General features: G+C 67.7%; 19 protein-coding genes and 1 rRNA gene. 6 read left to right on the top strand and 14 right to left on the bottom strand.

The features are described 5' to 3' along the window. A 16S ribosomal RNA gene (locus HBF26_RS09925) occupies window positions 1–69 on the bottom strand; the annotation flags it as partial. Between the two features lie 441 nt (window positions 70–510). Here HBF26_RS09925 and HBF26_RS09920 point away from each other — a divergent pair. After that, window positions 511–954 (top strand): DUF192 domain-containing protein, encoded by a 444-nt coding sequence (locus HBF26_RS09920; protein ID WP_167125473.1) that lies wholly within the window; start codon window positions 511–513, stop codon window positions 952–954. A gap of 229 nt (window positions 955–1,183) precedes the next feature. On the opposite strand, the gene HBF26_RS09915 is transcribed toward HBF26_RS09920, so the two are convergent. Continuing rightward, window positions 1,184–1,375 (bottom strand): rubredoxin, encoded by a 192-nt coding sequence (locus HBF26_RS09915; RefSeq protein WP_036116149.1) that lies wholly within the window; start codon window positions 1,373–1,375, stop codon window positions 1,184–1,186. A 72-nt stretch (window positions 1,376–1,447) separates the two neighbouring features. Between HBF26_RS09915 and thiE the strand changes: the two genes are divergently transcribed. Together thiE and hemL are read left to right on the top strand one after the other, a co-directional pair. Beyond that, a complete protein-coding gene (gene thiE / locus HBF26_RS09910; protein ID WP_167125471.1) occupies window positions 1,448–2,089 on the top strand; it encodes a thiamine phosphate synthase in 642 nt (213 codons plus the stop codon). Next, window positions 2,086–3,363 carry a glutamate-1-semialdehyde 2,1-aminomutase gene (gene hemL, locus HBF26_RS09905; protein ID WP_167125468.1) on the top strand — a complete coding sequence of 426 codons (1,278 nt, stop codon included), beginning with the start codon at window positions 2,086–2,088 and terminating at the stop codon, window positions 3,361–3,363. Before thiE ends, hemL begins: the two co-directional genes overlap by 4 nt. Before the next feature lie 13 nt (window positions 3,364–3,376). Here the strand turns inward: hemL and HBF26_RS09900 are convergent, their stop codons facing one another. Both HBF26_RS09900 and HBF26_RS09895 read right to left on the bottom strand, forming a co-directional pair. Further along, window positions 3,377–6,112, bottom strand: a complete 2,736-nt coding sequence (locus HBF26_RS09900; RefSeq protein ID WP_167125466.1) for a putative bifunctional diguanylate cyclase/phosphodiesterase — start codon at window positions 6,110–6,112, stop codon at window positions 3,377–3,379. A gap of 60 nt (window positions 6,113–6,172) precedes the next feature. Then, the gene (locus HBF26_RS09895; protein ID WP_167125463.1) at window positions 6,173–6,949 is read right to left on the bottom strand and encodes an iron-containing redox enzyme family protein; all 777 of its coding nucleotides are present in this window, start codon (window positions 6,947–6,949) and stop codon (window positions 6,173–6,175) included. Between the two features lie 222 nt (window positions 6,950–7,171). Here HBF26_RS09895 and HBF26_RS09890 point away from each other — a divergent pair, with 222 nt between their 5' ends. After that, window positions 7,172–9,223 carry a M13 family metallopeptidase gene (locus HBF26_RS09890; RefSeq protein ID WP_167125461.1) on the top strand — a complete coding sequence of 684 codons (2,052 nt, stop codon included), beginning with the start codon at window positions 7,172–7,174 and terminating at the stop codon, window positions 9,221–9,223. 10 nt (window positions 9,224–9,233) lie between these two features. Here HBF26_RS09890 and HBF26_RS09885 read toward each other — a convergent pair whose 3' ends face one another. From HBF26_RS09885 to HBF26_RS09850, 8 genes are all read right to left on the bottom strand, one after another. After that, window positions 9,234–9,950 carry an ABC transporter permease gene (locus HBF26_RS09885; protein ID WP_167125459.1) on the bottom strand — a complete coding sequence of 239 codons (717 nt, stop codon included), beginning with the start codon at window positions 9,948–9,950 and terminating at the stop codon, window positions 9,234–9,236. After that, window positions 9,947–10,876, bottom strand: coding sequence for an ABC transporter ATP-binding protein (locus HBF26_RS09880; protein ID WP_167125457.1), 930 nt, complete (start codon window positions 10,874–10,876; stop codon window positions 9,947–9,949). Before HBF26_RS09880 ends, HBF26_RS09885 begins: the two co-directional genes overlap by 4 nt. Further along, on the bottom strand, window positions 10,873–11,997 hold the full coding sequence (locus HBF26_RS09875) for an ABC transporter permease subunit (protein WP_167125455.1): 1,125 nt from the start codon (window positions 11,995–11,997) through the stop codon (window positions 10,873–10,875). The genes HBF26_RS09880 and HBF26_RS09875 overlap by 4 nt, the downstream gene beginning before the upstream one ends. Then, on the bottom strand, window positions 11,994–12,896 hold the full coding sequence (locus HBF26_RS09870) for a glycine betaine ABC transporter substrate-binding protein (protein ID WP_205287612.1): 903 nt from the start codon (window positions 12,894–12,896) through the stop codon (window positions 11,994–11,996). The genes HBF26_RS09875 and HBF26_RS09870 overlap by 4 nt, the downstream gene beginning before the upstream one ends. A 1-nt stretch (window position 12,897) precedes the next feature. Further along, window positions 12,898–15,498: a glycoside hydrolase family 31 protein gene (locus tag HBF26_RS09865; RefSeq protein ID WP_167125453.1), complete on the bottom strand. Its 2,601-nt coding sequence runs from the start codon at window positions 15,496–15,498 to the stop codon at window positions 12,898–12,900. Between the two features lie 45 nt (window positions 15,499–15,543). Further along, a complete protein-coding gene (locus HBF26_RS09860) occupies window positions 15,544–16,707 on the bottom strand; it encodes a GGDEF domain-containing protein (RefSeq protein WP_167125451.1) in 1,164 nt (387 codons plus the stop codon). A gap of 85 nt (window positions 16,708–16,792) precedes the next feature. After that, window positions 16,793–18,499 (bottom strand): ATP-binding cassette domain-containing protein, encoded by a 1,707-nt coding sequence (locus HBF26_RS09855; RefSeq protein ID WP_338039659.1) that lies wholly within the window; start codon window positions 18,497–18,499, stop codon window positions 16,793–16,795. A gap of 1 nt (window position 18,500) precedes the next feature. Then, window positions 18,501–19,544, bottom strand: a complete 1,044-nt coding sequence (locus HBF26_RS09850; RefSeq protein WP_167125449.1) for a phosphoenolpyruvate carboxykinase (ATP) — start codon at window positions 19,542–19,544, stop codon at window positions 18,501–18,503. Between the two features lie 133 nt (window positions 19,545–19,677). On the opposite strand from HBF26_RS09850, the gene HBF26_RS09845 reads away from it, so the two are divergent. Both HBF26_RS09845 and HBF26_RS09840 read left to right on the top strand, forming a co-directional pair. Continuing rightward, a complete protein-coding gene (locus tag HBF26_RS09845; RefSeq protein WP_167125447.1) occupies window positions 19,678–21,150 on the top strand; it encodes a B12-binding domain-containing radical SAM protein in 1,473 nt (490 codons plus the stop codon). A gap of 8 nt (window positions 21,151–21,158) precedes the next feature. Continuing rightward, the gene (locus HBF26_RS09840) at window positions 21,159–22,376 is read left to right on the top strand and encodes a nucleotidyltransferase family protein (protein WP_167125445.1); all 1,218 of its coding nucleotides are present in this window, start codon (window positions 21,159–21,161) and stop codon (window positions 22,374–22,376) included. Window positions 22,377–22,389: 13 nt separating this feature from the next. Here the strand turns inward: HBF26_RS09840 and HBF26_RS09835 are convergent, their stop codons facing one another. Together HBF26_RS09835 and HBF26_RS09830 are read right to left on the bottom strand one after the other, a co-directional pair. Next, complete coding sequence (locus tag HBF26_RS09835) at window positions 22,390–23,490, bottom strand: glycosyltransferase family 4 protein (RefSeq protein ID WP_167125443.1); 1,101 nt, start codon at window positions 23,488–23,490, stop codon at window positions 22,390–22,392. Then, window positions 23,487–24,590, bottom strand: coding sequence for a glycosyltransferase family 4 protein (locus HBF26_RS09830; protein WP_193569860.1), 1,104 nt, complete (start codon window positions 24,588–24,590; stop codon window positions 23,487–23,489). Before HBF26_RS09830 ends, HBF26_RS09835 begins: the two co-directional genes overlap by 4 nt. Window positions 24,591–24,599 lie beyond the last annotated feature (9 nt).

Here is a 24,599-nt window from a genome sequence, read left to right as displayed (position 1 = left end):
CCGTTCGACTTGCATGTGTTAAGCATGCCGCCAGCGTTCAATCTGAGCCAGGATCAAACTCTTCACTTAAGTTTTCGACCATCCGAAGATGATCTATCTTTCTGAAGTGCTTAACCCCAACGAGAAAAAACTCATTGCTGACTTCTTTCTAGTGGGACACTTGCATTTGGTTGACTACGTTCAGTCCACCGCAAGGCGTCCACACAATTCACCTGCGCACACTGTCAAAGATCAATCACTTGCGACCTCTTCCGAGATCACCCTCTGAACATTTCGTCCCGAGGTGAGCCGCCCATTCTATATCGTTTTTCCTGTCCGTCAACACCCTCGTGATGCTTTTTTTCGAGGTGGTTGGTGGAGCCAGAGACCCCTCGCATGGGAGGCTTTCGTCGCGAGGGATTGAAAGTATAGGCCGAGCCCGCGTCGGTGTGAAGGGGGTCTCGACATCTTTTCGGCAAATCGACGCGAGGTAGACTCCGTCGAGCCTCTCCACACTAATAAGGTCAAACGATGTCGAAGCGGTTTCTTCCGGTCGCCCTGCTGGCGCTCTCCCTCGGTGCCCACGCCGCCACCGAGCCCTCCGTGACGCTGCACGGGAAACGTTTCTCCACCGAATTCGCCACCGACGACGCATCGCGCGAGCTTGGGCTGATGAACAGGCCGTCGATGGCACCCGACCACAGCATGCTCTTCATCTTTGCCGACGATGAGCCCCGTGCGTTCTGGATGAAGAACACCCTCATCCCGCTCGACATCCTCTACTTCGACAAGGATCGCAAGCTGGTCTCCATGCAGCTCAACGCGCAGCCATGCAAGGTCGATCCGTGCGCCATCTACCCCAGCGACGGAAACGCCCGTTATGTCCTGGAGCTGGTGGCAGGCACCGCGGGGAAGCTGGGCCTGAAGCTGGGCGAGTCGCTCGCCGTGGAAGGCGAGCCGGGGCCGGTGCGCTGATCCGGCGACAGCCCATGCTCGCAGGGCACGCCCACATGGTACGGAACGAGTTGCGCCGGATCGATGCCGGCCAGTTCGTCCCACTGGTCGTCGAAGGGGATGAATCGTTGCATGACCGCTTCCTCCGCTGATGGCCACGTTGCGTGGCCTGGCACCATGGAAGCAGGTTTTCCTGCGTAAACGCTGGCGAATTGGGGCGAAATCGTGTCCGCCCCCTCTCTACTTCGCGTCAGTCGAGCTCGACCATCTCGAAGTCGTCCTTGGTCACGCCGCAATCCGGGCATGTCCAGGTGTCGGGAATGTCTTCCCAGCGGGTGCCCGGCTCGATGCCTTCGTCCGGCAGCCCCAGGGCTTCGTCGTAGATGAAGCCGCAAACGACGCACATCCATTTGCGAAGGGTTGTTTCAGTGCTCTGGCTCATGGTTTTGCGTGTAGTCAACGTGCGGATAGTCTCTCATTCTGTCACCCCCCGCGCTCAAACCCAAGGAACACCATGTCGACGCTCATCCGGTCCAAACTCTCGGGCAAGGGCATCTACGCCATCACCAACGGGCCCCGCGACGACCTGTTCGCCGCGGTGGAGGCCGCCCTGGCCGGCGGTGCCCGCCTCTTGCAGTACCGCGACAAGACAGCCGACGCGGAACGCCGCCGATCGGAAGCTGACGAGATTTCCCGAATCTGCGCCCGTTACAATGTCCCTTTTATAGTCAACGACGATGTCGCACTGGCCCGTGATACCGGCGGCGGCGTGCACCTCGGGCGGGAGGACGTCTCCATCGCCGAGGCGCGCGCCGCTCTGGGGCCCGACGCCATCATCGGGGTGTCCTGCTATGGCTCCATCGAGCGCGCGCGCCAGTTGCAGGGCGAAGGCGCGGATTACCTCGCCTTCGGCGCGATGTACCCCTCCCCCACGAAACCGCATGCGCCCGTCGCTCCCCATGACGTATTGACGCAGGCGAAGGCCCTGGGGCTGCCGATCGTGGCGATCGGCGGCATCACCGTCGACAATGCGCGGGTGCTGATCGATGCCGGCGCCGATTACCTGGCTGTGGTTTCCGCCATTTTCGCCGCGCCGGACATCCAGACGGCGACGCGTCGCTTCGCCGACCTTTTCGAACCAGGAATCATTCGATGACCACGAACCACGAACTCTTCGCCCGCGCCCGTCAGCTGCTGCCCGGTGGCGTGAACTCGCCGGTGCGCGCTTTCAAGTCGGTGGGCGGTGAGCCCTTCTTCACCGCGCGAGCGGATGGCGCCTGCCTGTGGGATGTCGAAGGTAACCGCTACATCGACTACGTGGGCTCGTGGGGCCCGATGATCGTGGGCCACAACCACGCCGCCGTTCGCGAGGCGGTGGAGCGCGCCGTGCGCGACGGCCTCTCGTTCGGCACGCCCTGCGCCGACGAGGTCACCATGGCCGAGACGATCGTTTCGATCGTGCCCTCGGTCGAGATGGTGCGCATGGTGAACTCGGGCACCGAGGCCACCATGTCGGCCATTCGCCTGGCCCGCGGCGCGACGGGTCGCAGCAAGATCGTGAAGTTCGAGGGCTGTTACCACGGCCACGGCGACAGCTTCCTGGTGAAGGCGGGCTCGGGCGCGCTCACCTTCGGCGTGCCGACGTCGCCCGGCGTGCCGAAGGCTTCGGCGGACCTGACGCTGACGCTGCCCTTCAACGATATCGAGGCGGCGCGCACGCTGTTCGCCCTGGAAGGCAAGGAGATTGCCGGCCTGATCATCGAACCCGTCGCCGGCAACATGAACTGCATCCCGCCGAAGGACGGCTACCTGCAGGCACTGCGCGAGCTTTGCACGGAGCACGGCGCGCTGCTGATCTTCGACGAGGTGATGACCGGGTTCCGCGTCGCCCTGGGCGGGGCGCAGGCTTACTACGGCATTACCCCGGACCTCACCTGCTTCGGCAAGATCATCGGCGGCGGCATGCCGGTCGGCGCCTATGGCGGCCGCCGCGACCTCATGGAGCAGGTGGCGCCGGCGGGCCCGATCTACCAGGCCGGCACCTTGTCGGGAAATCCGGTGGCGATGGCGGCAGGTCTGGCGATGCTGCGGCTCATCCAGGCCCCCGGCTTCCACGACGACCTCGCGGCTCGCACGGTACGGCTCACCGACGGCCTGCTCGCCGCCGCGCGCGACGCCGGCGTTCCCTTCAGCGTGAACCGCGTCGGCGCGATGTTCGGCCTGTTCTTCACCGCGGACACCGTGGAGAGCTATGCGCAGGCCACGGCCGCCGACGTGGCGCGGTTCAACCGGTTCTTCCACGGCATGCTCGAACGCGGGGTCTATCTCGCCCCCTCCGCCTTCGAAGCCGGCTTCATGTCCAGCGCGCATGGCGATGCGGAGATCGACGCCACAATTGCGGCCGCGCGAGCGGTGTTCGCCACGCTGTGAAACCGGGTGCCGCTCAGGCGCGCCTGGGCGGCACCAGCGACAGGCGTTTGCCGCGCGTCGCTTTCGGCGCGAGCAGGCGTTCGATCTCGTCGGGTGGAAGCGGCTGCGAGTAGAGGAATCCCTGGCCTTCCTGGCAACCGGCGCGAAGCAGGAAGTCGTGCTGGCCTTCCGTTTCGATGCCTTCGGCGATGGTATGCAGCTCGAGGCTGCGCGCGATGGCCACCATCGCCTCGGTGATCGCCACGTCGTTCGGGTTCGTCGGCAGCCCGGTGACGAAGGAGCGGTCGATCTTCAGGTAAGCCACCGCCGGCAGCTTCAGATAGGCAAGCGACGAATACCCCGTGCCGAAGTCGTCGATGGCGACGGCCACACCGAGGTTGTGCAAAGTCTGCATGGCGCGATGGGTGTCTTCGCCCAGGCGCAGGATGGCGCTCTCCGTCAGTTCCACCAGCAGACGGTTCGGCGAAATGCCGCTGTCGCGCAGCGCCTGGCCGATGCCTTGCAGGAAGTCGGGGTGGCCGAACGATCCCGCCGACACGTTCACGGCCATCCGCAAGGCCGGCAGGCGTGCTTCGTCCCAGGCCGCGAGTTGCCGCGACGCGTTCTCCAGCACCCACTGGTCGATCTGGCGGATGAGGCCCAGGTTTTCCGCAATGGGGATGAACTCGTCCGGCGCGATCAGGCCGCGTTCCGGGTGGCGCCAGCGAATCAGCGCCTCGACGGCGACGATGCGGCCGCTCTTCATTTCCACGCTGGGCTGGTACACGAGATGGAATTCGTTGCGCACAAGGGCTTGCCGCAACTCTGAGGCCAGCTTGAGCCGACGCCGCGCATCCGCGTGCATTTTCGGCGTGTAGAAGCGAAGCGCGTTGCGTTCTTCGGTCTTCGCCACATACATGGCGGCATCGGCGTTCGCGATGAGCGTGACCGCATCGTTGCCGTCCAGCGGATAGCCCGCGATGCCGATGCTTGCGCTGACGAAGAGTTCGTAGTCGCCCAGGTCGAAGGGGCGCGCCAACGACGCCAGCATGGCCTCCGCCACTTGCGACGCTTCTTCGCGCGAGCGCAGGTCCGCAAGCAGCACCGTGAATTCATCGCCGCCGATGCGCCCGGCCACGTCGTGCGGCGCCAGCTGCGCGCGGATGCGCTCCGCCACGCGCATCAGCAAGGCGTCGCCGATCGCGTGGCTGTAGCTGTCGTTCACCACCTTGAAGGCATCCAGGTCGACGAACAACACCGCCACCGCGCCACGCTCGTGCGCCGCGCGGGTGATCGCCTCGGCGCAGCGCCGTTCGAACTCCGAACGCGTGACGAGTCCGGTCAGCGGGTCGTGCGTGGCCAGATGCTGCAGACGCTGCCGGTCGGCCTTGCGCGCCGTCATATCGGAAACCACCGCCACGTAGTGCTGGGGGCGCCCCTCGCGGTCGCGGATGGTGCTGATGCTCATCAGCTCCGGATAGGTGCTGCCGTCCGCCCTGCGACTCTCCACTTCGCCCAGCCAGTTGTCGCCGGCGGCGATGTCCTCCCAGAGCGACTGCGGCAATGGGCGTCCATCGGGCAGCGTGCGCGTGGCATCGAAACGCGTGCGGCGCAACGCCTGGGCCGGAAAGCCGGTGAGCTTTGCGTGGGCGGCGTTCGCCGTGGTCACGCGCCGCTCGGCGTCGGCGATGATTACGCCCTCGGCGATGCTGGCCAGGGCCTCGGCGGCGATCTTGCGCTCCTGCTCCATGGCCACGCGATCGGAGATGTCGCGCACGATGGCTTGCGAGACCTGCCGTTCGCCCCACGCCACGAGGCTGCTCTGGGTTTCGACCGGACGGGTGATGCCGTCGGCCCCCCGCAGCAGGCCCTCTCCCGTCTCCGGCGATCCTTCGGCGAACAGGCTGGACAGTTCCACGCCGGTCAGTTCGGCGCGCGTGCAGCCCAGCCAGGCCGCGGCCCGGTCGTTCGCGTCGAGGATGCGGCCGGTTTCCTGGTCCACCATGAAAATGGCGTCGGCCGCACTGTCAAACAGCAGGCTGTATCTCTCCTCCGTGCCACGGATGCCCGCGAGGATGTGCTGTGCCAGGCGCAGCCACAGCAGCGACGCCACGGCCGCCACGCACAGCACCAGGAAAAACAGCACGCGCCCCAGCCATGAGGCCCCGTTGGCGATGTCCAGCGAGAAGGCCTTGGCGCGGGGTTCGATGTAATTATTGAGTGCGGCGATCCGGACGCGCTCGCTTGCCGCGGTCCCGGAGTCGAGCGTGCCGGAGGCGTACCCCTGCTCGAGGCGGCCCGCGATATCGTTCAGCTCCACGAGGCTGTCGTCGACCGACCGCCACTCCGCCACGGCCTCGCGCACATAGGGCATGCCGGAGAAATACTGGAAGATGAAGACCATGCCCGGGATGGCCTCGGGAATCACCCCGCCGCGGGCAAAGTCGGCTTCCACCGCCGCATGGGAGAAGTGGCCGCTGGCGATGGCGTCGCGCGCCTGCCTGTCGGCCAGGAGCACCGCGTAGTTCCGCCGGAAGCCTGCCAGGTCCTCGGGCCGGCCGTGGGCGGCATATTCGTCCAGATCGATGACGGCCTGCTTCTGGGCCTTCGACCACAGACTCTCGCCGTTGAGGAAACCGGCGAGAGTGACCTGCGTCTGCATTGCGGCCCAGGTCAGGGTGAGGATCAGCCCCACGACCGCCACGAGCGCATAGGCCAGGGGCCTCAGGCGTCGCGACAGGAGTTGCTGGTGGCTGGCCTCTGACCGCATCGAACCCTCAAATCAAGAAAACCTCATGGATAGTGCGCCAGTTGCCGGACAACTTGCGAGTCACGCAGCCGCCTCGTTCCACTTGCGCACCATGCCCGCCGCGTCCATGCAGCGGTCGAGGGTGATGCTCATGCTTACATAACTGCGGCGCACACACTCCCTTATGTGCTCCACCTGGTCCACAGGCGGGTTCCCGCCAAGCAGCGTGCACACGATTTCCAGCGCTTCCCATGGATGCGTATCGTCGTAGGCGGCGTGGAGCTGCAGCCAACGAAGACCTGCTTTCCGGCCGGAAACCGGCAGGCTTTCGGCATAGGTTGTGCTTTCGTAGACGATCTGCGACCAGTCTCCGGTCGCCCCCTCCACCGCATAATTGGTCGCGGCGATGCCGGCGGCCAGCGAATCGTTGCGGCTTACCTCCTCGCACCAGTCGGCGAGGGCCTGCGTGCCCTTCGGCGGCTCCGCGGTCAGCACGTCGGCCCGGGAAACCCCGGCGCTCTCCGCCCAGTTCAGCCAGTACTCCGCATGGTTCTGCTCCACGCGGATGTTGCGCACCAGCCAGCGCCGGGCAAGATCGTCCCCGGGGCTGCGACCGAAGCGGGTCTTCAGCAGGCTGTGCGACATGTAGCCCGGAAAGCGCTCGATGACGGGCCATACCCCCACCATGAAGTTGCGGGTGGTCTGCCGGTCGAGCGTGGCGGCACACATGGCCGTCCACATCTCATGACTGACGATACCGCGGCGCGCATCCTCACAGGAGGCGACCATGTCCTGTGCCCAGGTCGGATAGCTGGCGATATCGGTCTGCGGACCGGTGAGTTCGAAACGTGCGTTCATATAGATCTCCCTAAGGATCTGCCAAGGATGGTCGGACGAGCCGAGGCGCCCCGCGGCCCGCCCTGGTACCGGCCCCGTTGCGGGGCCGAAGGCCATTAGGGCACATCGCCGGCAGGTCTTCTCCGCGAGCCGGGCCGGCCCCTGCGCCTAGTCCATCGGTCATGCCCACAAGTCCCCCGGCGGCGACTATCGTGTGCGTACCAATCACGAAGGGCACCTTCCATGGCCACCATCCATCGGCTCCTAGCCGCCTCGATCGCCTGCGGGCTCGCTTCCACCAGCGCATTCGCGGCACAGCCGTCGGGCATCGACCTGAAGGGCATCGACCACTCGGTGCAGCCCGGCGACGACTTCGACGGCTATGCCAACGGCACGTGGAAGAAGACCGCCGAGATTCCGGCCGACCGGGCCAGCACGGGCGTATTCCTCGAGGTCTTCCAGAAGGCCGAGAAGCGGAACGCCGAACTCATCAAGGCCGCGGGCGAAGGCAACCCGGCAGCGGGCAGCAACGAGCGGCTGATTGCCGACTATTACAAGGCTTACATGGACGAGGCCGCCATCGAGAAAGCCGGCCTGGAACCGCTGAAACCGGCGCTGGCGAAGATCGACGCCATCAAGGACAAGGGCGAACTTTCCACCGCCCTCGGCGCGCAGCTGCGGGCCGATGTGGATCCGATCAACGCGACCAACCTCGACACCGAGCACCTGCTCGGGCTGTTCGTTGCGCAGGGGCTGGAAGATCCCTCCAGGAATGTCCCCTACCTGTTGCAGGGCGGCCTGGGCATGCCCAACCGCGACTACTACCTCAAGAACGACAAGGACATGGTCGAGACGCGCACGAAGTATCAGGCGTACGTGCAGGCGATCCTTACCGAAGCCGGCACGCCCGATGCGGCGGCGAAGGCCAAGGCCATCGTGGCGCTGGAAACGAAGCTGGCGCAGGCGCAGCTGTCGATCGTGGAAAGCGAGGACATCCACAAGGCCAACAACCCATGGCCGCGCACCAGCTTCGCCACGAAGGCTCCGGGCATCGACTGGAACGCCTACTTCAAGGCCGCCGGCCTCGACGACCAGCCCACCTTCATCGTGTGGCAGCCGTCCACCGTCACGAAGTTCGCTGCCCTCGTGGCCAGCGAGCCCCTCGACACCTGGAAGGCCTGGCTGCGTTTCCACACCATCAACGAGAACGCCTCGGGCCTTCTGCCCAAGACCTACGACGACCTCGCGTTCGGCTTCTACGGCAAGACGCTCACCGGCACGCCGAAGCAGCGCGACCGCTGGAAGCGCGGCGTGAGCCGCGTGAACGTCGACCTCGGCGATGCCGTGGGCCAGATCTACGTGAAGAAGTACTTCCCCGCGTCCTCCCGCACGGAAGTGCAGGACATGGTGAAGAACATCCTGAAGGCCTTCGACGAGCGCGTGGACACACTTGACTGGATGTCGGCGGGCACGAAGCAGAAGGCAAAAGCGAAGATCGCCACCATCAAGGTGGGCGTCGGGTACCCCGACACCTGGCGCGACTACTCCGGGCTGGAAGTCCGTCCGGACGATCCGCTCGGCAACCACCAGCGCGCCGAACTTGCCGAATATCGGCATCAGGTCGCCAAGCTGGGCAAGCCGGTGGACCGCGACGAATGGTGGATGACGCCGCAGACGGTGAACGCCGTGAACCTGCCCCTGCAGAACGCGCTCAACTTCCCGGCCGCGATCCTCGAGGCCCCGTTCTTCGACCCGAAGGCGGACCCGGCGGCCAACTACGGTTCGATCGGCGCGGTGATCGGCCACGAGATCAGTCACAGCTTCGACAACACCGGCGCGGAGTTCGACGCGCAGGGACGCCTCGCCAACTGGTGGACGCCGGCCGACGAGAAGCACTTCAAGGAAGCCGGCCAGCGGCTGGTGGCGCAGTTCAACCAGTACGAAGCGCTACCCGGCCTGCACATCAACGGCCAGCAGACGCTGGGCGAGAACATCGCCGACGTGTCTGGCCTTGCCATCGCCTATGCCGCGTACAAGGAAAGCCTGGGCGGCAAGCCGGCGCCGGTGATCGACGGGCTTACCGGCGACCAGCGCTTCTTCCTCGCCTTCGCGCAATCGTGGCGCACGAAGACGCGCGACGCCGCGCTCCGTCAGCAGGTCATCGGCGACGGCCATGCGCCGGGCCAGTTCCGCGCACAAACGGTACGCAACCTCGATCCCTGGTACGACGCGTTCCAGCCGAAACCGGGGCAGAAGCTGTACCTCGACCCGAAGCAGCGCGTGCGGATCTGGTAACCGCACGCCCCTACGACCGGCCGCGGCGGATTCGCCGCTCCACCGCGGCCAGCGCGGCGTCGATCGTCAAGGCCAGGGCGCCCACCAGTAGGGCGCCCTGCACGACATAGGCGGCGTTGTTCCCGACCAACCCCTCGACGATGGGTGAGCCCAGCGTCGTCGCGCCCACGGCCGAGCCGATGGTGGCCGTGCCGACACTCACGATGGCCGAAAGGCGAACACCCGTCATGATGGGTCCGGCGGCCAGCGGCAACTCCACGTCGAGCAGGCGTCGCCAGCGGCCGTAGCCCATGCCGTCGGCCGCGTGCAACACGGGCTTCGGCACCTGGTCGAGTCCTGCCACGGTCTGGCCCAGCACGGGCAGCACGCCGTACAGCGCAAGCGCCAGCAAGGTCGGTGCGGCGCCGAAGCCGAGCAACGGCACGGCAATGGCGAGAACCGCCACGGGCGGCACCGTCTGGCCGATGACGGCAACCGCACGCACCGTGGGAAGCAACGAGCGACCCGCCGGACGCGTGGCCACGATGCCGAGCCCCAGGCCCACCGCCACCGCGACCGACGTGGCCGCCACGACGAGGCCCACGTGCGAAAGTGTCAGCGCGACGAACGAATGCCGCGAGTACAGCGGATGCGAAACCTCCGGCTGCCACGCATGGAACCAGGCAGCCGAGTACGGCAACGCCACGAGGAGCGCGACGAGCAGCCCCAGCGAAACGGCTGCCTTCATGCGCGCCGGCTCACGAGATCGGCCAAGACGATCGCACCCACCCTCTCGCCGCGCACGTGCACCGGCAGGCGGTCGCGCCCCTGGGTGAGCATGGCGCCAAACGCGTCCTGCAACGAGGCCTCCGCATCGACCGGATCGCCGTCCGCCTGCTCGCCACGACGCATGTTGTCGCCGACAGTGCGTACGGCCAGCTCGCGCAGGCGAGCGCGCGTGCCGCCCACGAAGTCGCGCACGCGGTCGTCCGCCGGCGCGTGCAGCAGATCCAGCGGCGAGCCCACCTGCACAAGGCCTCCGTCGAGCATCAGCCCCACACGATCGCCAAGCCCGAACGCCTCGTCCATGTCATGGGTGACGAAAAGGATCGTGGTGCCGGTGTCGCGCTGAATCGCTTTCAGGCTGGCCTGGAGGGATTCGCGCGTGAGCGGGTCGAGCGCACCGAACGGCTCGTCCATGAGCACGATGCGCGGCCTCGCGGCCAGCGCCCTGGCCACGCCGACGCGCTGCTGCTGTCCGCCCGACAGCGTATGGGGGTAACGCGAGCCCATGCCCGGTTCGTCCAGATGCAGCAGCGCGAGCAACTCGGCGGTACGCGCGCGGATCTCGTGCGGAGGCCAATGCAACAGGCGCGGCACCGTCGCGATGTTTTCGGCCACCGTGCGGTGCGGGAACAGCCCCACCGACTGGATCGCGTAGCCGATGCCACGGCGCAGGGTTTCCGCATCGCGCGTCACCACGTCCTCGCCGTCGATCCGCACCTGCCCGGCGTCGACCGGAACGAGCCGGTTCACCGTGCGCAGCAGGGTGGACTTGCCCGAGCCCGACGGCCCTACGAGCACGAAGAACTCGCCGCTTTCGATGCGCAAGGAAAGGTCGTCGATCACCACCTGTCGACCGAAGTGCTTGTGGACGTGGTCGAACTCGATCATGCGCGACGCTCCGTGAGGGCCAGCAGCCCCTGGAAAAGAAGATCGACGACAAGCGCCAGAGCGATGATGGCCAGTGTACCGAGCAACACCATGTCCATCGCACCCTGCCCGATGCCGAGAAAGACGAAGCGGCCGAGCCCTCCCGCACCGATCAGCGCCGCGACCGCCGCAAGGCCGATCGTCTGCACCGCGACGATGCGCAGCCCGGCGAGCAGCACCGGCCATCCCAGAGGCAGCTGCACGCTCCACAGCAATTGCGCCCGGCTCATGCCCAGGCCGCGCGCCGCTTCGCGTGCGTCGGCCGGCACGGCATCCAGGCCGGCGACGGTGTAGCGCACCACCGGCAGCAGGGCATACAGCAGCAGCGCGAAGACCGCGGGCGCGCCGCCGGTGCCACCGAAACCCAGCGCACCCAACGCGGGCCAGGCATGTGCAAGCCAGGCGAACGGCGCAATAAGCAAGGCGAACAGCGCCAGCGACGGCACCGTCTGCAGGAAGGCGAGCGTGCCCACCAGCGCACCGTTGGCGCGGCCCGTGCGCCACACCCACCAGCCTAGCGGCGCTCCGAAGGCAAGCGCGAGAACCAGCGTGACGGCGGCAAGACGGAGGTGTTCGCCGAGCGCGGCGGAAAACGGTGCGCGCTGAGCCTGCCATTCGCGCACGAGCGACAGGCCGTCGAACGCACCCAGGGCGGAAGCCGCCACGATCGCCGCGAGCGCGGCAATCCATGCGCCCGCCTGCCATGGCTTGCGCATGCCGCGGAGGCGATCGAGAAGCAGCAGGGCGGCGGCGAGCCAGCCGAGCCAGAAACCCGCGCCAGGCTGCACCCGTGTGAACGGTGTGGCATGCGCGAGCACGTCCCGCGCGTCCGCGCCGGCCAGCAGCGGAAAACCCGCCACACCCGTCCAGGCGAGCAAGGCCAGGACCCATCGCCCCGCCGGGGCGGTGACGAAGGAACAGGCAACGATCAACAGCCACCCTCCCGTCAGCAGCCATGCATGCGGGCTCAGCGCTTCGCCGGTGAGCAACCGGTTGGGTGCGACGCGAACAAACGCCGGGAACCACGCCGCGGCCAGGCCGACCGCCGACAACACCCATACCGGCAACGCCTGCGCCCTCACTTCAGCAATCCCTGCGAACGAAGGTAATCGTCCGCCACCTTGGCGGCATCCTCGCCGTCGATCTGCGTGCGTGCATTGAGCTGACGAAGCAGCTCCACGGTCAGCGGACGGAACGCGGCCTCCAGCGATGCCCGCATCCCCGGATAGCGCCGGAGTACCTGTTCGCGGACCACCGCGGCCGGTTGGTACACCATTTCCACGTGTGCGGGATCGTCCAGCACCGTGAGCCCCGTGACCGCGATGGCGCCATCCGTGGAGTAAACCATGCTCGCATTCACACCGGAGATGCCTTCCGCCGCCGCCTTGATCGTCGCCGACGTGTCGCCGCCTGCCAACACCAGCAGTTGCTCGCCGCGCAGCGTGAAACCGTACGCGGACTGGAACGCCGGCAACGCCGCGTCGCTCTCCACGAATTCCGCGGAGCCGGCCAGCAGCACCTTGCCGCCGGCGTTCACCCAGCGCGCAAAGTCCCGTAGCGAGCGCAGGCCTTCGCGCTTCGCCACGTCGCCGCGCACACCGATGGCCCAATGGTTGTCGGCAGGCGCGGGGGCCAGCCAGACCAGGCGGTTCGCTGCGAGATCCAGCGAGGCCGCCAGCGCGTACGCCTTCGCGGGATCGCGGAACGCAGGGTCGCTCTCGCGATGGAAGAAGAACGCCGCGTTGCCGGTGTACTCCGGATAGACGTCGAGGTCGTCATTCAACAGCGCACGGCGCACGATGGAGGTGGGGCCGAGCTGCGTGCGGTCGACCACGGGCACACCCGCATGGCGAAGCACCTGCAACACGACCTGCCCCAGCAACGCACCTTCGTTGTCCGCCTTCGAGCCGACCCGTACCGGTTCCTGCGCATGCGATGCGAAGGTCATCAGCGCCAGGGCGAACACCGCGAGGCGGCGCACCTCAGCGGCCCAGCATCTGGGCGAAACCGAGTTTGAAGGCGTCGTCGATCGGCGTGGCGCCCACGCTGTCGGGCAGCGCGGCGTAACGCGCCTCGAAACGCCTCACCTCTGCGGCGAACCGTTCCGCCCTGCCGGCGTCGTCGCCCTCCTCCACTGCATAGGCGAGCACGCGGGCGGCCTGTCCCGCCAGATTCACGTCGTCGGGTAGCGCGGAGATGTCTCCCCATACCTGCTTCAGGTACTTCACGGCATCGCCTGCGCGACGCATGCGGTGCAGAAGCCCGGGCGGCGGCGCATGCTCCGGCGCGAAGCGCGCCACGACGTCCTGCGGCTCGTCGACGGACACCGGCCCGAGGTCCACACGGATGCACAGCCATGCGGCGTCGAACAGCCAGGTACGCGGCTTCGGTTCGGCGCTGTAAGGCAGCGGCTCGCCGTTGACTTCCACGCTCTCCGGGATGCCGGCATCCAGCAACTCCACCACGTACGACCGCGTGGCGGGACGGTCGCGGTAGTCGCCACGCATGGCATCCAGATGCACGCGTTGCACCTGCTCGGCGCGCCAGCTCGTGATGCGCGTGGTGGCGAATTCGCCACGCCGGTAACCCTGGCTCGTGCCGTCGTCGTCGTACAACGACGTGCAGCCCTCCTCGCCGGGGAACACCTGGAGAATGAGGCAGTCCGGCGGAGTGGACAGATCGTGCAAACCTTCCGGGTAAAGCGGCACCACGCTGCCCGGGCGGACGAAGATCGGAATTTCTCCCAACGTGTACGAGCGCGCCAATACCTTGCCACCTTCGAACGACTCCGCGCCATCGCGGCTGTACCACAGGCCAGGCGGCAGCCAGACCGGGAACGGCGCGGTGCCGTCGGCCCCCGCGGGCACGGTGACCGGCGCAACGAGGATGTCGTCTCCGAACATGTACTGCCCCGGATACGCATAGGCTTCGTCGTGCTCCGGCCAGTGGTAGTACATGGGCCGCACGATCGACACGCCGGTGTCGAAGGCAGCCCGGGCCGCGGCGTAGATGTAGGGGGCAAGCTGGTAGCGCAGGCGGATCGCCGCGAAGATGGCGTCGCCGTAAGGCGGTCCGAAATGCCATGGCTCCTTGTGCAGGCTCGCTTCTTTCGCCGAATGCGTGCGCAGCACCGGGCTGAACACGCCCAGTTGCATCCAGCGCGCATACAGCTCCGGGTCCAGGTGGCGCTCGGGCCGGGGAATCTTCTTGTCGAAGGTGTGCCCGCCGATGTCGTGGCTCCAGTACCCATAGAGCACGTTCGACGCCATCGACGTGAAGTGCGGCTGGTAGGCCAGCGACGTCCACGAGATGACGCTGTCGCCGGAGAACCCGATGGGATAACGGTGGTTCCCGAGGCCGCCCCAGCGGTGATAGATGAGCCCGCGACGATCGGCATCGCGCTCCATCTCGGTGAAGAACACATGGTTGAGCCACCAGGTGTTCGAAAGACCCGGATGGCTTTTCGATTCCGGCCACTGCTGCCAGTCGAGCCACCAGAAATCCACGCCCTGCGCCTCCAGCGGGCGCAGCACGGTGTCGAACAGCGCGCGCATGTACGGCTGCGACGCGCCTTCGAACGGAATGGGTGCCTGCGTGGAGGTATCCCAGGAAAGTGCCTTCGCCATCGCTTCGTACCGTTCCTCGTGCGGCATGACGCCGGACGCGGGATGCAGGTTGAGCGTGATGCGCAGGTTCTGTCCATGCGCCCAGCGCATGAACGCCTCCGGGTCGGGAAAGAGGCTGCGGTTGAACGTGTAGCCGGTCCAGCCCGAGGCTTCGCCGAAAACGTCCTCGTGTTCATGGCCGGGCCGAAGCGAAAGGCCCGGCGTGGTGTGCCAGTCCATGTCCAGAACCAGCACGTCGAGCGGAATGCGTTCCTTTTCGAAGCGCGCGCCCAGCGTGCGCAGCTCCTCGTCGGAATAGTTCCAGTAGCGCGACCACCAGTACCCGAACACGAAGCGCGGCGGAATGGGCTGCGGCCCGGCGATGGCCGCGAAGTCCGCGAGCGCGGCGCGGTAGTCGGTCCCGTAGCCGAAGAAATAGAGGTCCTGGCGCTCGCCGGCCGGCCGTTCCGTCACCCAGTCCTGCGCGTCGATGCCGAAGCCGTCGGTGTCGTCGACCAGGTGCCATCCGTCTCGCGCGATGAGCCCATCTTCCAGTGGAAGCTTGCTGCCGTCCTGCCACGTGTCGCCGTCGTAGCGGTCCAGTGTGCGGTACGTGCCGCCGAGGTTCTCCTTCTGCGCATCGCCGGGATTCCACGTGACGGGGTTGCCGTCGCGCCGGACGAGGATCGCGAGGTTCGCGGCGCCGAAACGTCCGGTGCCCTTCTCGTAGCGCACGCGCAGCTGACCCGTGTCGATCTCGATGAAGCGGCCGTCTTCACTCAGCGTGAAAGGAGGCACTTCCAGGGCACGCTGGACGACGACCTGCGTCCGGCCGTCACGGAACGCCCCTTCGGCGCTCCATTCAAGGCGAACAAGGCGCGGGGTGAGTACCGTGAAGCGCACGTCGCCGCGTTCCACCATGGCCTCGGGCCGTGCGGCCGCATCGGTGCCGGCGCGGCTTTCTGTCGTGGCGTGCATGGGCTGGCGTCACCTCTTTTCGAAACGGAGGTGGGCCATTATGACTCAGAGCAGCACGCAGCGATTCCTTCCTGCGCGTTTCGCCGCATAGAGTGCGCGGTCTGCACGGTCGAACGCGTCGGTCGCCTCCTCGTGGGCGTCGAAGCGTGTGATGCCGCCTGACATGGTGATCGTCACCGGCCTGGAACTGGCATGGAAGGCCAGGGCCTCCACGGTGAGGCAGAGGCGTTGCGACAGCATTTCCGCATCGGCAGGCGCCGTATCGTGAAACACCACCACGAACTCCTCGCCGCCATAGCGCGCAACGAACGCGCGCCCCTCCAGCTCGCGCGCAAGGGTCTGCCCGACGATGCGCAGCACGGCGTCGCCGGCGGCATGGCCATACGCGTCGTTGATGGATTTGAAGTGATCGATGTCGAAGGCACCCACGCACGCCACGGCGCCGCGGCGCACCTCGCTTTCCACCTCCGCCATGCGGCGTTCGTAGGCGAGGCGGTTCGGCAGTCCGGTGAGACCGTCGGTCAGGGCCAGTTCGTGTTCGCGTCGCAACGAGTCCTGCAAGCTGGTGGTCTGGCTTTCCAGCTCCTCCACGCGGTCGCGCATGCGTTCCGCGCGATGCCGGTACGCCGCCAGCCTGGCGTCTTCACGTTCACGGTACTCGCTGAAATGGCGGTCGATGAGCGACAGCCGCGCGTTCACTTCGGCCTGCAGGCTGGCGAGATCGCTCGCGGCGAGCGTCTTTTCGCCGAGTGCGCGCATCTCCTCGCGAACGCGTGCGTCCAGCTCGTGGCTACCGCCTTGCCCACTTCGTGCCGCTTCCAGTTCTCCGGCGAGGAACCGGGTCACGTCGCCGAGACGCGCGCTCACCGTCGCCAGCAATTCCTGGAGCCGGGCGATATCGGCACGAAGGGCTTCGACGGTCGCCGCGTCCTCGCCGCCCTCGGTCTGCGAGTCGTCGTCCAGCCGGGTGACGACGCCGGCCAGCGCGTCGAGCATCGGTTCGATCGAAGCGGGTGACGGCTTGCCGCGCAACTCGGCCGTCAGGCGTTCCAGGAGGGCAGCAACCTCGGCGCCGGGCGCGGTGACCAGGGCGGCGAGACGGAGCGACAGCCGGCGCAGCACTTCCTCGACGGCGCGGAACTCGCGCTCGTCGCTTTCCATCCGTTCCAGCGCAAGATGGTACTTGCGCTCCCAGACACCCTCGTCCAAGCAATTCCCCGGTTTCATGGCCCTGGGACATCGTACGACGAAGCGGGCTCCAGCCGTTGACGGCGCGCAACATGCGCCGGGGAGGTCAAAGGGAGGACGAAGCCCACGCCGTGTCGCGAGCTCGCGACACCACGGCTCGGCCGTGGGCTAGCGCGACCGTCTGCTCGGCAAGGGCCGCGACGCCCGGACGATGCGACACCACCAGCAGGATCGTCTCCGGCAGGCGCCGCTTCAGGACTGCGAGTACCCTCAGCTCCGATGCCGCGTCCAGTGCGCTGGTGGCTTCGTCCAGCACGGCCAGCCTCGGCCGCCGGAGGATCACCTGCGCCAGGAGGAGCCGCTGCAGTTCGCCCCCGGAGAGCCGGCTCGATGCGCCGGCCAGTGCCGTGTCCAGGCCCTCCGCGACGTCGTCGAGGCGACGTGCCAGGCCCACATCCGACAGCACCTCCCGCAAGCTGGCCTCGTCGGCTTCGGGCGCGGCCCAGGCCAGACACTCGCGCACCGAGTGCTGCCACAGGCGAACCCCCTGGCTCACGTAGGCGCCCTTGCGCACCAGGCCGCGGTAGGTCGTGAAGTCGATGTCCGCGGTACCCATCCGTGCCGCGAACGTCTCCGGCGAAACCATGCCTGCCAGGACGTCCACGAGACTGGTCTTGCCGATGCCGGAATCGCCGGCGATCAACGTGAGTTCCCCAGGCACGAGGTCGAGAGCCGAGACCTCCACGCCCCGCGCCGGCGGACGCACGCGCATGTGCCGGATCGTCACCGCGACCGGCGCCGGCGCGGCCGCATCGGCAGCGGCCGGTTCGGCATCGATGTTCATGTAGCGCTGCCACAGGGCCAGGGCCGGCGCCGCCGAACGCAACTGCTGGAAGCTCTGCCGCGTGGTGGCGACATAAGGCAGCAGACGCCCCAGGAGGAGGCACACGGCCACCAGCGATGCCGCGTCGATCCCGTGCCAGCGCCGGGCCAGCATGAAGAGACCGGCGATGCCCGCGGCCGCGACCAGTTCGAGCAGGAGCCTGCCCGACGCGATCAGTTCCAGTTGGCGCGCATAGCCCCGGCACAGGTCGGCAGCGACTTCGCCGTAGCTTGCCTTCTCCGCCTCCTCGCGCCCGAACGAACGCACGTGGCGAAGCCGTCGCGGCAGGTCCTCGCTATGCCAGAACAGGCGCGTCATGCCGGCGACGTAAGCCTTTCCCACCTCGGCCTGTTCGTGCGCGAACGCACGCGATGCGACAAGGCCTGCCAGGGCGAACACCGGCACGGCAAGCATCAGCGGCGGCGCGACCCAGAACGCGAACGCGACATTCACCGCCGCGGTGCTGCCTGCGACGAGCAGTTGCTGCAACGCGCTGAAACCCTGCACTGCGATCTCGGTATTGTGCGTGAGCACGTTCGCGATCTCCGCCGACGTGGCATTCGCCAGCGCAGGTAGCGGCGCCTCCACCAGACGCGCCTGCACACGCCTGCGCAGGGCCATGCCATAGCGCGCCGTCAACTGCGCACCCCGTTGCGACGCATGCCAGCGCAGCAGGGCGAACACTGCCGTGGCAACGGCGAAAACGATCACGGGTCCGTCGCCCTGGGGCGACGGAAGCAGGAACCCGGGCAACGAAAGCGCGTGCGCCGGCTGCACCAGTGGCACGAGCAACAAGGCGGCAATGCTGCCCACCAGCGCCGATGCCAGCGACAGCCCCACGTATGCCGCGATCTTCCGCCGCTCGCCGCGCGGCAGCGTGTCCAGCATGGCACGCAGCGGCGACGCGTCGCGAGCGCGGGCGTCGGTCACGTCAGCCCGCGCCGCGGGCACAGTCGAACAGCGGGGCCAGCGCCCGGATCGCATCGCGAGGGTGCGCGCCACGGCGCAAGCGATAGACGCCGGCACGAACGATCTTCTGCACGAAGCGATCCCACCCCACCTGTCCGCTGCCATAGGGCTGATCGTCCGCCAGCATGGGGGCGGCGAATTCCCAGGGAATGCTGTCCAACAGTCCGCGCGTGGCGTCGCCCGGCTCGTCCGTTACGAATACGGCCGCCACGATGCGCAGCGGCGCGGGTGCGGCGAGACCGGCGCGCCCGCGCAAGTCGGCCTCGTGTTTGACGACGCCGCTGCGCCGGCGGATGACGGGTGCCTGTTCGATCCACTCGCGCGCCGCGGGATCGTCGACGAAACGCAAGGTGTCCGACTTCACGTGAAGAAAGTTCGCCACGCCGGTGGCGAGCAGGCTCTCGGCATGCACGAACACGCTGTCTTCCGCCAGCATCTGCATGCCGGCGAGCAGCGCGTGCAACGCGAGCGTGGACTTGCCCGCGCCGCTTGCGCCAAGCAGGAGCACACCCAACCCGTCCTTGCCGATGCATGCGCCATGCAGCGGCACCAGGTTCAGCACGCGCGATGCGAGAAGGAACACCGCGAACTCGATCAGTTCGTAGCGCACGTGATAGGGGAACGCGAGCATGTCTTCCGAGACGACGACAAGCCCACGACGCTGCGCGGGCACCAGCAGCACGTAATTGCACGCGTCCACGACACCGCAGAGCAGCCCCTTGCCTCCCTGCGTGCGCACGGGCGGCGGCTCGGTGAGCGCCGATCCCGCCGTGCGGGGCACCAGGCGCAGTTCGACATGGAACTCCGGAGACAGCCCGGGGAAGCGATGCGCCGGCAGGCAGCCATAGGCTGCCTCGACCAGTTCGAGCAAGGCGATGCTGTCGCTCTCGAAGCGGAAGCGACCGCCGAGCACCTGGCGGCTCATGCAGATGGCCGGACGCAACCGCTCGCCGAACGGGTCGGCACGGGGATCGTCGCGGGTGAGGAATTCGCCTGGATGAATCATTGCCCATGGGTGCCACACACCGCGGGAATGGTTGTGCAGCCAGAGGCAACCTCGGTGGCAGGGCCGGGCACTCATGACCATGGCAGCGTCGCCCTCGCGGCGTCCCGATGGTTCCGTTCGAGGCTTCCAACCGATGCTGAAGATCCAGGTAGGCCACTCCTATTTCCTGCGCTACGACAGGAAACAGTGGGAGCGCGGCAAACCCTATCCGCCGTTGGCGACCATACAGATCGCCGCCCTGCTCCGCCGTATGGGACACGAGCTTTCGCTGTTCGATGCCATGCTGTCCGGCGGCGCGGAGGATTTCCTGCCCGCCTTTCGCGACGCCGCACCCGATCTGGTGGTGTTCTACGAAGACAACTTCAACTTCCTGACCAAGATGTGTCTTGGCCGCATGCGCGAGGCGGCCTGCCGCATGATCGGCGAAGCGCATGCCGCCGGTGCCCGCGTGATCGTCGCAGGCTCGGACGCCTCCGATCACCCGGAACCGTTCCTTGCCGCCGGTGCCGACGCGGTGCTCACAGGCGAAGGCATCGGCGCGCTGCTCGCGCTCGTGGACCGGCTGGAGCGCGACCCGCACATCGACGACGAAGCCTGGACGGCCGGCTTGCCGGGCGTAGCCACGCGCACCGGCGACGGCGTCAGGCGTGCGCACATGGGGCCACGGCCGCCCGATCCGCGCGTCGTGGGGCAGCCCGCATGGGACCTGCTCGACGTGGAGCGTTACCGCCGCTTCTGGCACGAGCGGCACGGCTATTTCAGCCTCAACATGGCCGCGTCGCGCGGCTGCCCCTTCCGCTGCAACTGGTGCGCCAAGCCCATCTGGGGCAATCACTACAATCAGCGGCCGGCGCGCGAAGTGGCCGACGAGATGACCTGGCTCAAGCGGACGTACCGGCCCGATCACATCTGGATGGCCGACGACATCTTCGGCTTCCGCGCCGACTGGGTGGGCGAATTCGCCGAGCGCCTGGAAGAAGAAGACGGTTCGATTCCCTTCACCATCCAGACGCGTGCCGACCTCGCCAGCGAGCGCATGTGCGCCGCGCTCGCGAAGGCCGGTTGTGCGGAAGCATGGATCGGCGCGGAAAGCGGCAGCCAGCGCGTGCTCGACCGCATGACGAAAGGCACGAGCGTGTCCGAGCTCATCGGTGCCCGGCACCGGCTCGGCGTCCATGGCATCCGCGTGGGATTCTTTATCCAGCTGGGCTACATCGGCGAACAGCTCGACGACCTGCTGGCCACGCGCGAGCTGGTGGCCGAGGCCGCACCGGACGATATCGGCGTCAGCGTGTCCTACCCCCTTCCCGGCACGAAATTCTTCGAGGAAGTGAAGGCGCAACTCGGCCGCAAGACGCATTGGGAAGACAGCGCCGACCTGGCGATGATGTTCCGCGGCGCCTACGACTCCGATTTCTACCGCGCCTTCCGCGACCTGTTGCACGAGCAGGTGACGCTTCGGCAAGCGCCACCCGACAGGAACGCCGAGGCGTCGCTGCGCAAACGCTGGGACGCGCTCATCGCAAGCGAGCGAGCGCATCGCAGCGAGGCCCCCACGCCCGCGTCGCCCATGGCGCTGCAAAGCGTCGCCCTCCCCCTCCTCTGAAGCCCACCATGACGCCTTCGCTCAAGCTCGTCCGCCGCGGATTGCGCGACACCACCGAGATCCTCGCGAACGAGCTTGCGCGAGCGCTTCCCGGCACCGACACGCCCGCCTGGAGCGAACTCGAGTGGCGGCTCGCCATGGCGGCGGCCGCCGCCCACGGCATTTCGCCGTCGCTCTGCCGGTTCACCACATGGCAGCGGCCGGCGTGGCGCCGTTTCCTGGTGGAGCAACGCGGACACGTGGAGCAACGGCACCAGCGCATCGCCGATCTGCTCCGTCGGATCGACGCTGGCGCGCGCGCCAGCGGCCTGCCGCTCATGGCGTTGAAAGGTGCGGCGCTGCATGCGCTGGGTCTTTACGCCGCGGGAGACCGGCCCATGGCGGATATCGACCTGCTCGTCGACGACACGCACGCGGACGCGACGGCGGACCTCCTCGTCTCGCTCGGCTATGAAGCCTCGTTCACGCAGTGGAAGCACCGTGTGTTCAAGCCCCGCGACGCCTCGCCTGTCATGGCGCTGGGGGAGCATTGCGATACGCCGGTCAATATCGAGCTGCATACGCGTATCCATGAACGCCTGCCCGTCGCCACCGTGGACATCACCGCGCAGGTACGGACGGCCGACGCCACGCCCGGCATCCATCCCTATCCGTCCCCCGGCGCACTGATGAGCCACCTGCTGCTGCATGCGGCAGGGAACATCTGCGGACGCAGCCTGCGCTTCATTCACCTCAACGACATCGCCCTGCTGGCCACGCGCATGACGCCGGCCGACTGGCTGCCGCTATGGGCCGGCGAGACACCATGGTGGGCGCTGCCGCCGCTGCGCCTCGTGGCCCGCTATTACCGCGGCGCCGTTCCGGCGTCCGTGCTGGGCAGTCTGGAACGGGATTGCCCGCCGCTGCTTCGCGCCTTCACGCGCTACCAGACACTGAGCAGCCTGTCCTGCTCCAATCTGTGGCTCAACGCCTTGCCCGGCCTGGAATGGTCGCGCTCGCCACGCGAAGCGGTGCGCTACCTTCGCAACCGCTTGCGGCCGACACAAGAGAGCGTGCAGGAACGCAAGGACATGCTGCGCACGCAGGCATGGCTGCAAGACCAGCCCTGGGTCACCCTCGGCCACCGTCGTCGCCTGCTTACCTGGCTCACGCGTCCGGTGCCGCGCATGGACACGCTCTACGTGGTGCGCAAGGCGCTGGAACATGGGGCACCGCTTCCAGGCTGACACCGTTCCCCGTTCAGCGGCGCACGGCCTCTTCGTAAAGGGCCTCGAAGCAAGCGGCCGTATGGTCCGCGTTTTCGACGAGCGCGAGCTGTTGCGCCTGCCGGGCGAGGTGCAGCCGCAGGTCGTCGTCGCCGAGCACCATGGCCACGGCGGAGGCCAGCGCGTCCGCATCGCCCACGGGAACGGCGAGCGCCGCCGCTGGCGCCCATTCGACGAGGTGTCCGACCGCCGTGCCGACCGTGGGCACGCCGGCTACCGCGGCCTCCAGCAGAACCAGGGGCCCGGCCTCGTGCAGCGACGACATCACGAGAAGATCGGCCGATGCCATGAGCGGGCGCAACTCGCGCTGGGTGCGAAAGCCGAGGAAACTCACCCGCTCCTCTAGGCCGAGGGTGCGTGCAAGCTGCTGGATCTCGCCGCCGAGCGTGTCCACGCCGACGACGCGAAGATCGAAGTCCACGCCTGCGTCGGACAGCTTGCGCATGGCCCGCAGCAAGGTCGAAGGGTCCTTCACCCTGTTCAGGCTGGCGACGTGGATGAGCCGGGCCGGCCCGCCGGTGCGCGCGCGCGGCGGCAGCGGCGCCCATGCCTGCGTATCGACGCCGAGGGGCACGCGCCGCGCCGCGATGCCCAGTTCCCGCAGCGAATGCAGTATCGGTGCGCTCGCGGCGGTAACGGCACGCGCCGCACGCAGCACCACCGCCTCGCGCAGGCGGCTGCGCCACTTCCTTCGGCCGCCGTAACCGATGGCCCGCAGCGCCACCAGTTCGCCGCCGGCGATGTGTACGAGGCTGGGAAGGCCAAGCCACCTTGCCGCCACCACCGCAATCAGGCCGCAATGGCCCGAGAAGATCGCATGCACGACGTCGAAGGCGCCCTGCCTGTGTTCTTCGCGGATCGCCTGGATGGCGCGCCATACGGTCCGGCCGGCACCGATGTTGTGCACGGTGGCGCCCGCCAGCGGCCAGGAATCCGGCCGCGCTTCCTGATGCAGGGCGAACACGTGCACGTCGTGATGGAGGGCCAGGCGCGCGATCAGGGCGAGGAAGACGGGAATCACACGCTCCTCTCCGCCGCGGTCCACGCCACCCGGCAACACCAGCGCGATCTTCATGGCGACCCCGAAAGCAGCTGTGCATAGGTATTCGCCCAGCGTGCCCCCAGGGCATCGAACGACAGCGTGCTGTCGAAGTGCGCGCGCACGGTGCCGCGATCGGCCCTCTGCTCCGCCGCGCCGATCAGCGCGTCCGTTAGCGCCGCGGCGTCGGCGCGTGGCCACAGCCTTCCGATGCGCCCGTTCCCGGTGATCGCCCTGAAAGCGGGAATATCCGTCACGACGGGAAACGCACCGCAGGCGAGCGCTTCGAGAAGCGCATAACCGGAACCCTCGGCGAGACTCGCCGACACGAACACATCCGCCGCGCGCAACAGGTGTTCCACCGCCGCGTGGGGTACGTTGCCGAGGAGCTTCACGCGCGTGGCGAGACGCGGATCGCGTTCGATGCGCGCCCGCACCTCCGGCATCAGGGGCGCGGTGCCGAAGGCGCAATACAGCCGCAGGCCGGGCAGCCGTTCGGCCGCCTGCGCCACGCCGTCGAGCATCGTCATGGGGTCCTTGCCAAGGGCGAGATGACCCACGGATACCACGCATGGATCGCCTCGCAGCCCCGTGGCCACGCGCGCCGTCTCACGATCGCCCGGCGTGAAACGGCTGCTGCTTTCCGGTATCGCAAAGATCGGCGTGTCGCGCGGGAACAGGCGTTGCCGCGCGAACGGCTCCGCCTGCGCGACGGACGTGAAGACGATGCCCGAGGCCGCGGCGTACCAGCGACGCCAGGGTAGCCGGCGCCATCCGCGCGGTACGCCGTCCGCATGGTCCTGAAGCAGGATCGGCAACGAGGGTAGCGCGCGCGACACCGCCATCGCATGACGTGCATACGCGAGGCTGTGCACGTGCAGCGCGTCCGCGCCCAGTCCTGCGACGACGCGTGCGGCGCGGCGGCCGAGTTCGCGCGCACGCCGCGTACCGCCGGTACCCACGAATCGGTACGTCACGCCGGCACGCTCCAGCTCGTGGTCTGCGTCGGCCATCTGGACGACCGTCACGCGCGTGCCCCCGCGGCCGACGATCTCGGCGATGTCGGCCAGCGAACGCCAGTGCGCGAACACGTTCTCGGGGGACGCGCCCGGCGGCGCGGGAAGGAAGTTCACCATGGCAACGTG

Origin of the sequence: Luteibacter jiangsuensis (genome assembly GCF_011742555.1) — a bacterium.
Classification (GTDB): Bacteria; Pseudomonadota; Gammaproteobacteria; order Xanthomonadales; family Rhodanobacteraceae; genus Luteibacter; species Luteibacter jiangsuensis.
Note: the sequence above shows the minus strand (reverse complement) of the source record. Positions and strands in the feature narration are given on the sequence as shown.

Bases quoted from the DNA above. Each gene is read 5' to 3' on its own strand.
- hemL (WP_167125468.1), top strand. From the start codon at position 2,086: ATGACCACGAACCACGAACTCTTCGCCCGCGCCCGTCAGCTGCTGCCC.
- HBF26_RS09840 (WP_167125445.1), top strand. From the start codon at position 21,159: ATGACGCCTTCGCTCAAGCTCGTCCGCCGCGGATTGCGCGACACCACC.
- HBF26_RS09895 (WP_167125463.1), bottom strand. From the start codon at position 6,949: ATGAACGCACGTTTCGAACTCACCGGTCCGCAGACCGATATCGCCAGC.
- HBF26_RS09830 (WP_193569860.1), bottom strand. From the start codon at position 24,590: ATGGTGAACTTCCTTCCCGCGCCGCCGGGCGCGTCCCCCGAGAACGTG.
- HBF26_RS09885 (WP_167125459.1), bottom strand. From the start codon at position 9,950: ATGAAGGCAGCCGTTTCGCTGGGGCTGCTCGTCGCGCTCCTCGTGGCG.
- HBF26_RS09850 (WP_167125449.1), bottom strand. From the start codon at position 19,544: ATGATTCATCCAGGCGAATTCCTCACCCGCGACGATCCCCGTGCCGAC.
- HBF26_RS09880 (WP_167125457.1), bottom strand. From the start codon at position 10,876: ATGATCGAGTTCGACCACGTCCACAAGCACTTCGGTCGACAGGTGGTG.
- HBF26_RS09900 (WP_167125466.1), bottom strand. From the start codon at position 6,112: ATGCGGTCAGAGGCCAGCCACCAGCAACTCCTGTCGCGACGCCTGAGG.
- HBF26_RS09865 (WP_167125453.1), bottom strand. From the start codon at position 15,498: ATGCACGCCACGACAGAAAGCCGCGCCGGCACCGATGCGGCCGCACGG.
- HBF26_RS09915 (WP_036116149.1), bottom strand. From the start codon at position 1,375: ATGAGCCAGAGCACTGAAACAACCCTTCGCAAATGGATGTGCGTCGTT.
- HBF26_RS09835 (WP_167125443.1), bottom strand. From the start codon at position 23,490: ATGAAGATCGCGCTGGTGTTGCCGGGTGGCGTGGACCGCGGCGGAGAG.
- HBF26_RS09920 (WP_167125473.1), top strand. From the start codon at position 511: ATGTCGAAGCGGTTTCTTCCGGTCGCCCTGCTGGCGCTCTCCCTCGGT.
- HBF26_RS09890 (WP_167125461.1), top strand. From the start codon at position 7,172: ATGGCCACCATCCATCGGCTCCTAGCCGCCTCGATCGCCTGCGGGCTC.
- HBF26_RS09845 (WP_167125447.1), top strand. From the start codon at position 19,678: ATGCTGAAGATCCAGGTAGGCCACTCCTATTTCCTGCGCTACGACAGG.
- thiE (WP_167125471.1), top strand. From the start codon at position 1,448: ATGTCGACGCTCATCCGGTCCAAACTCTCGGGCAAGGGCATCTACGCC.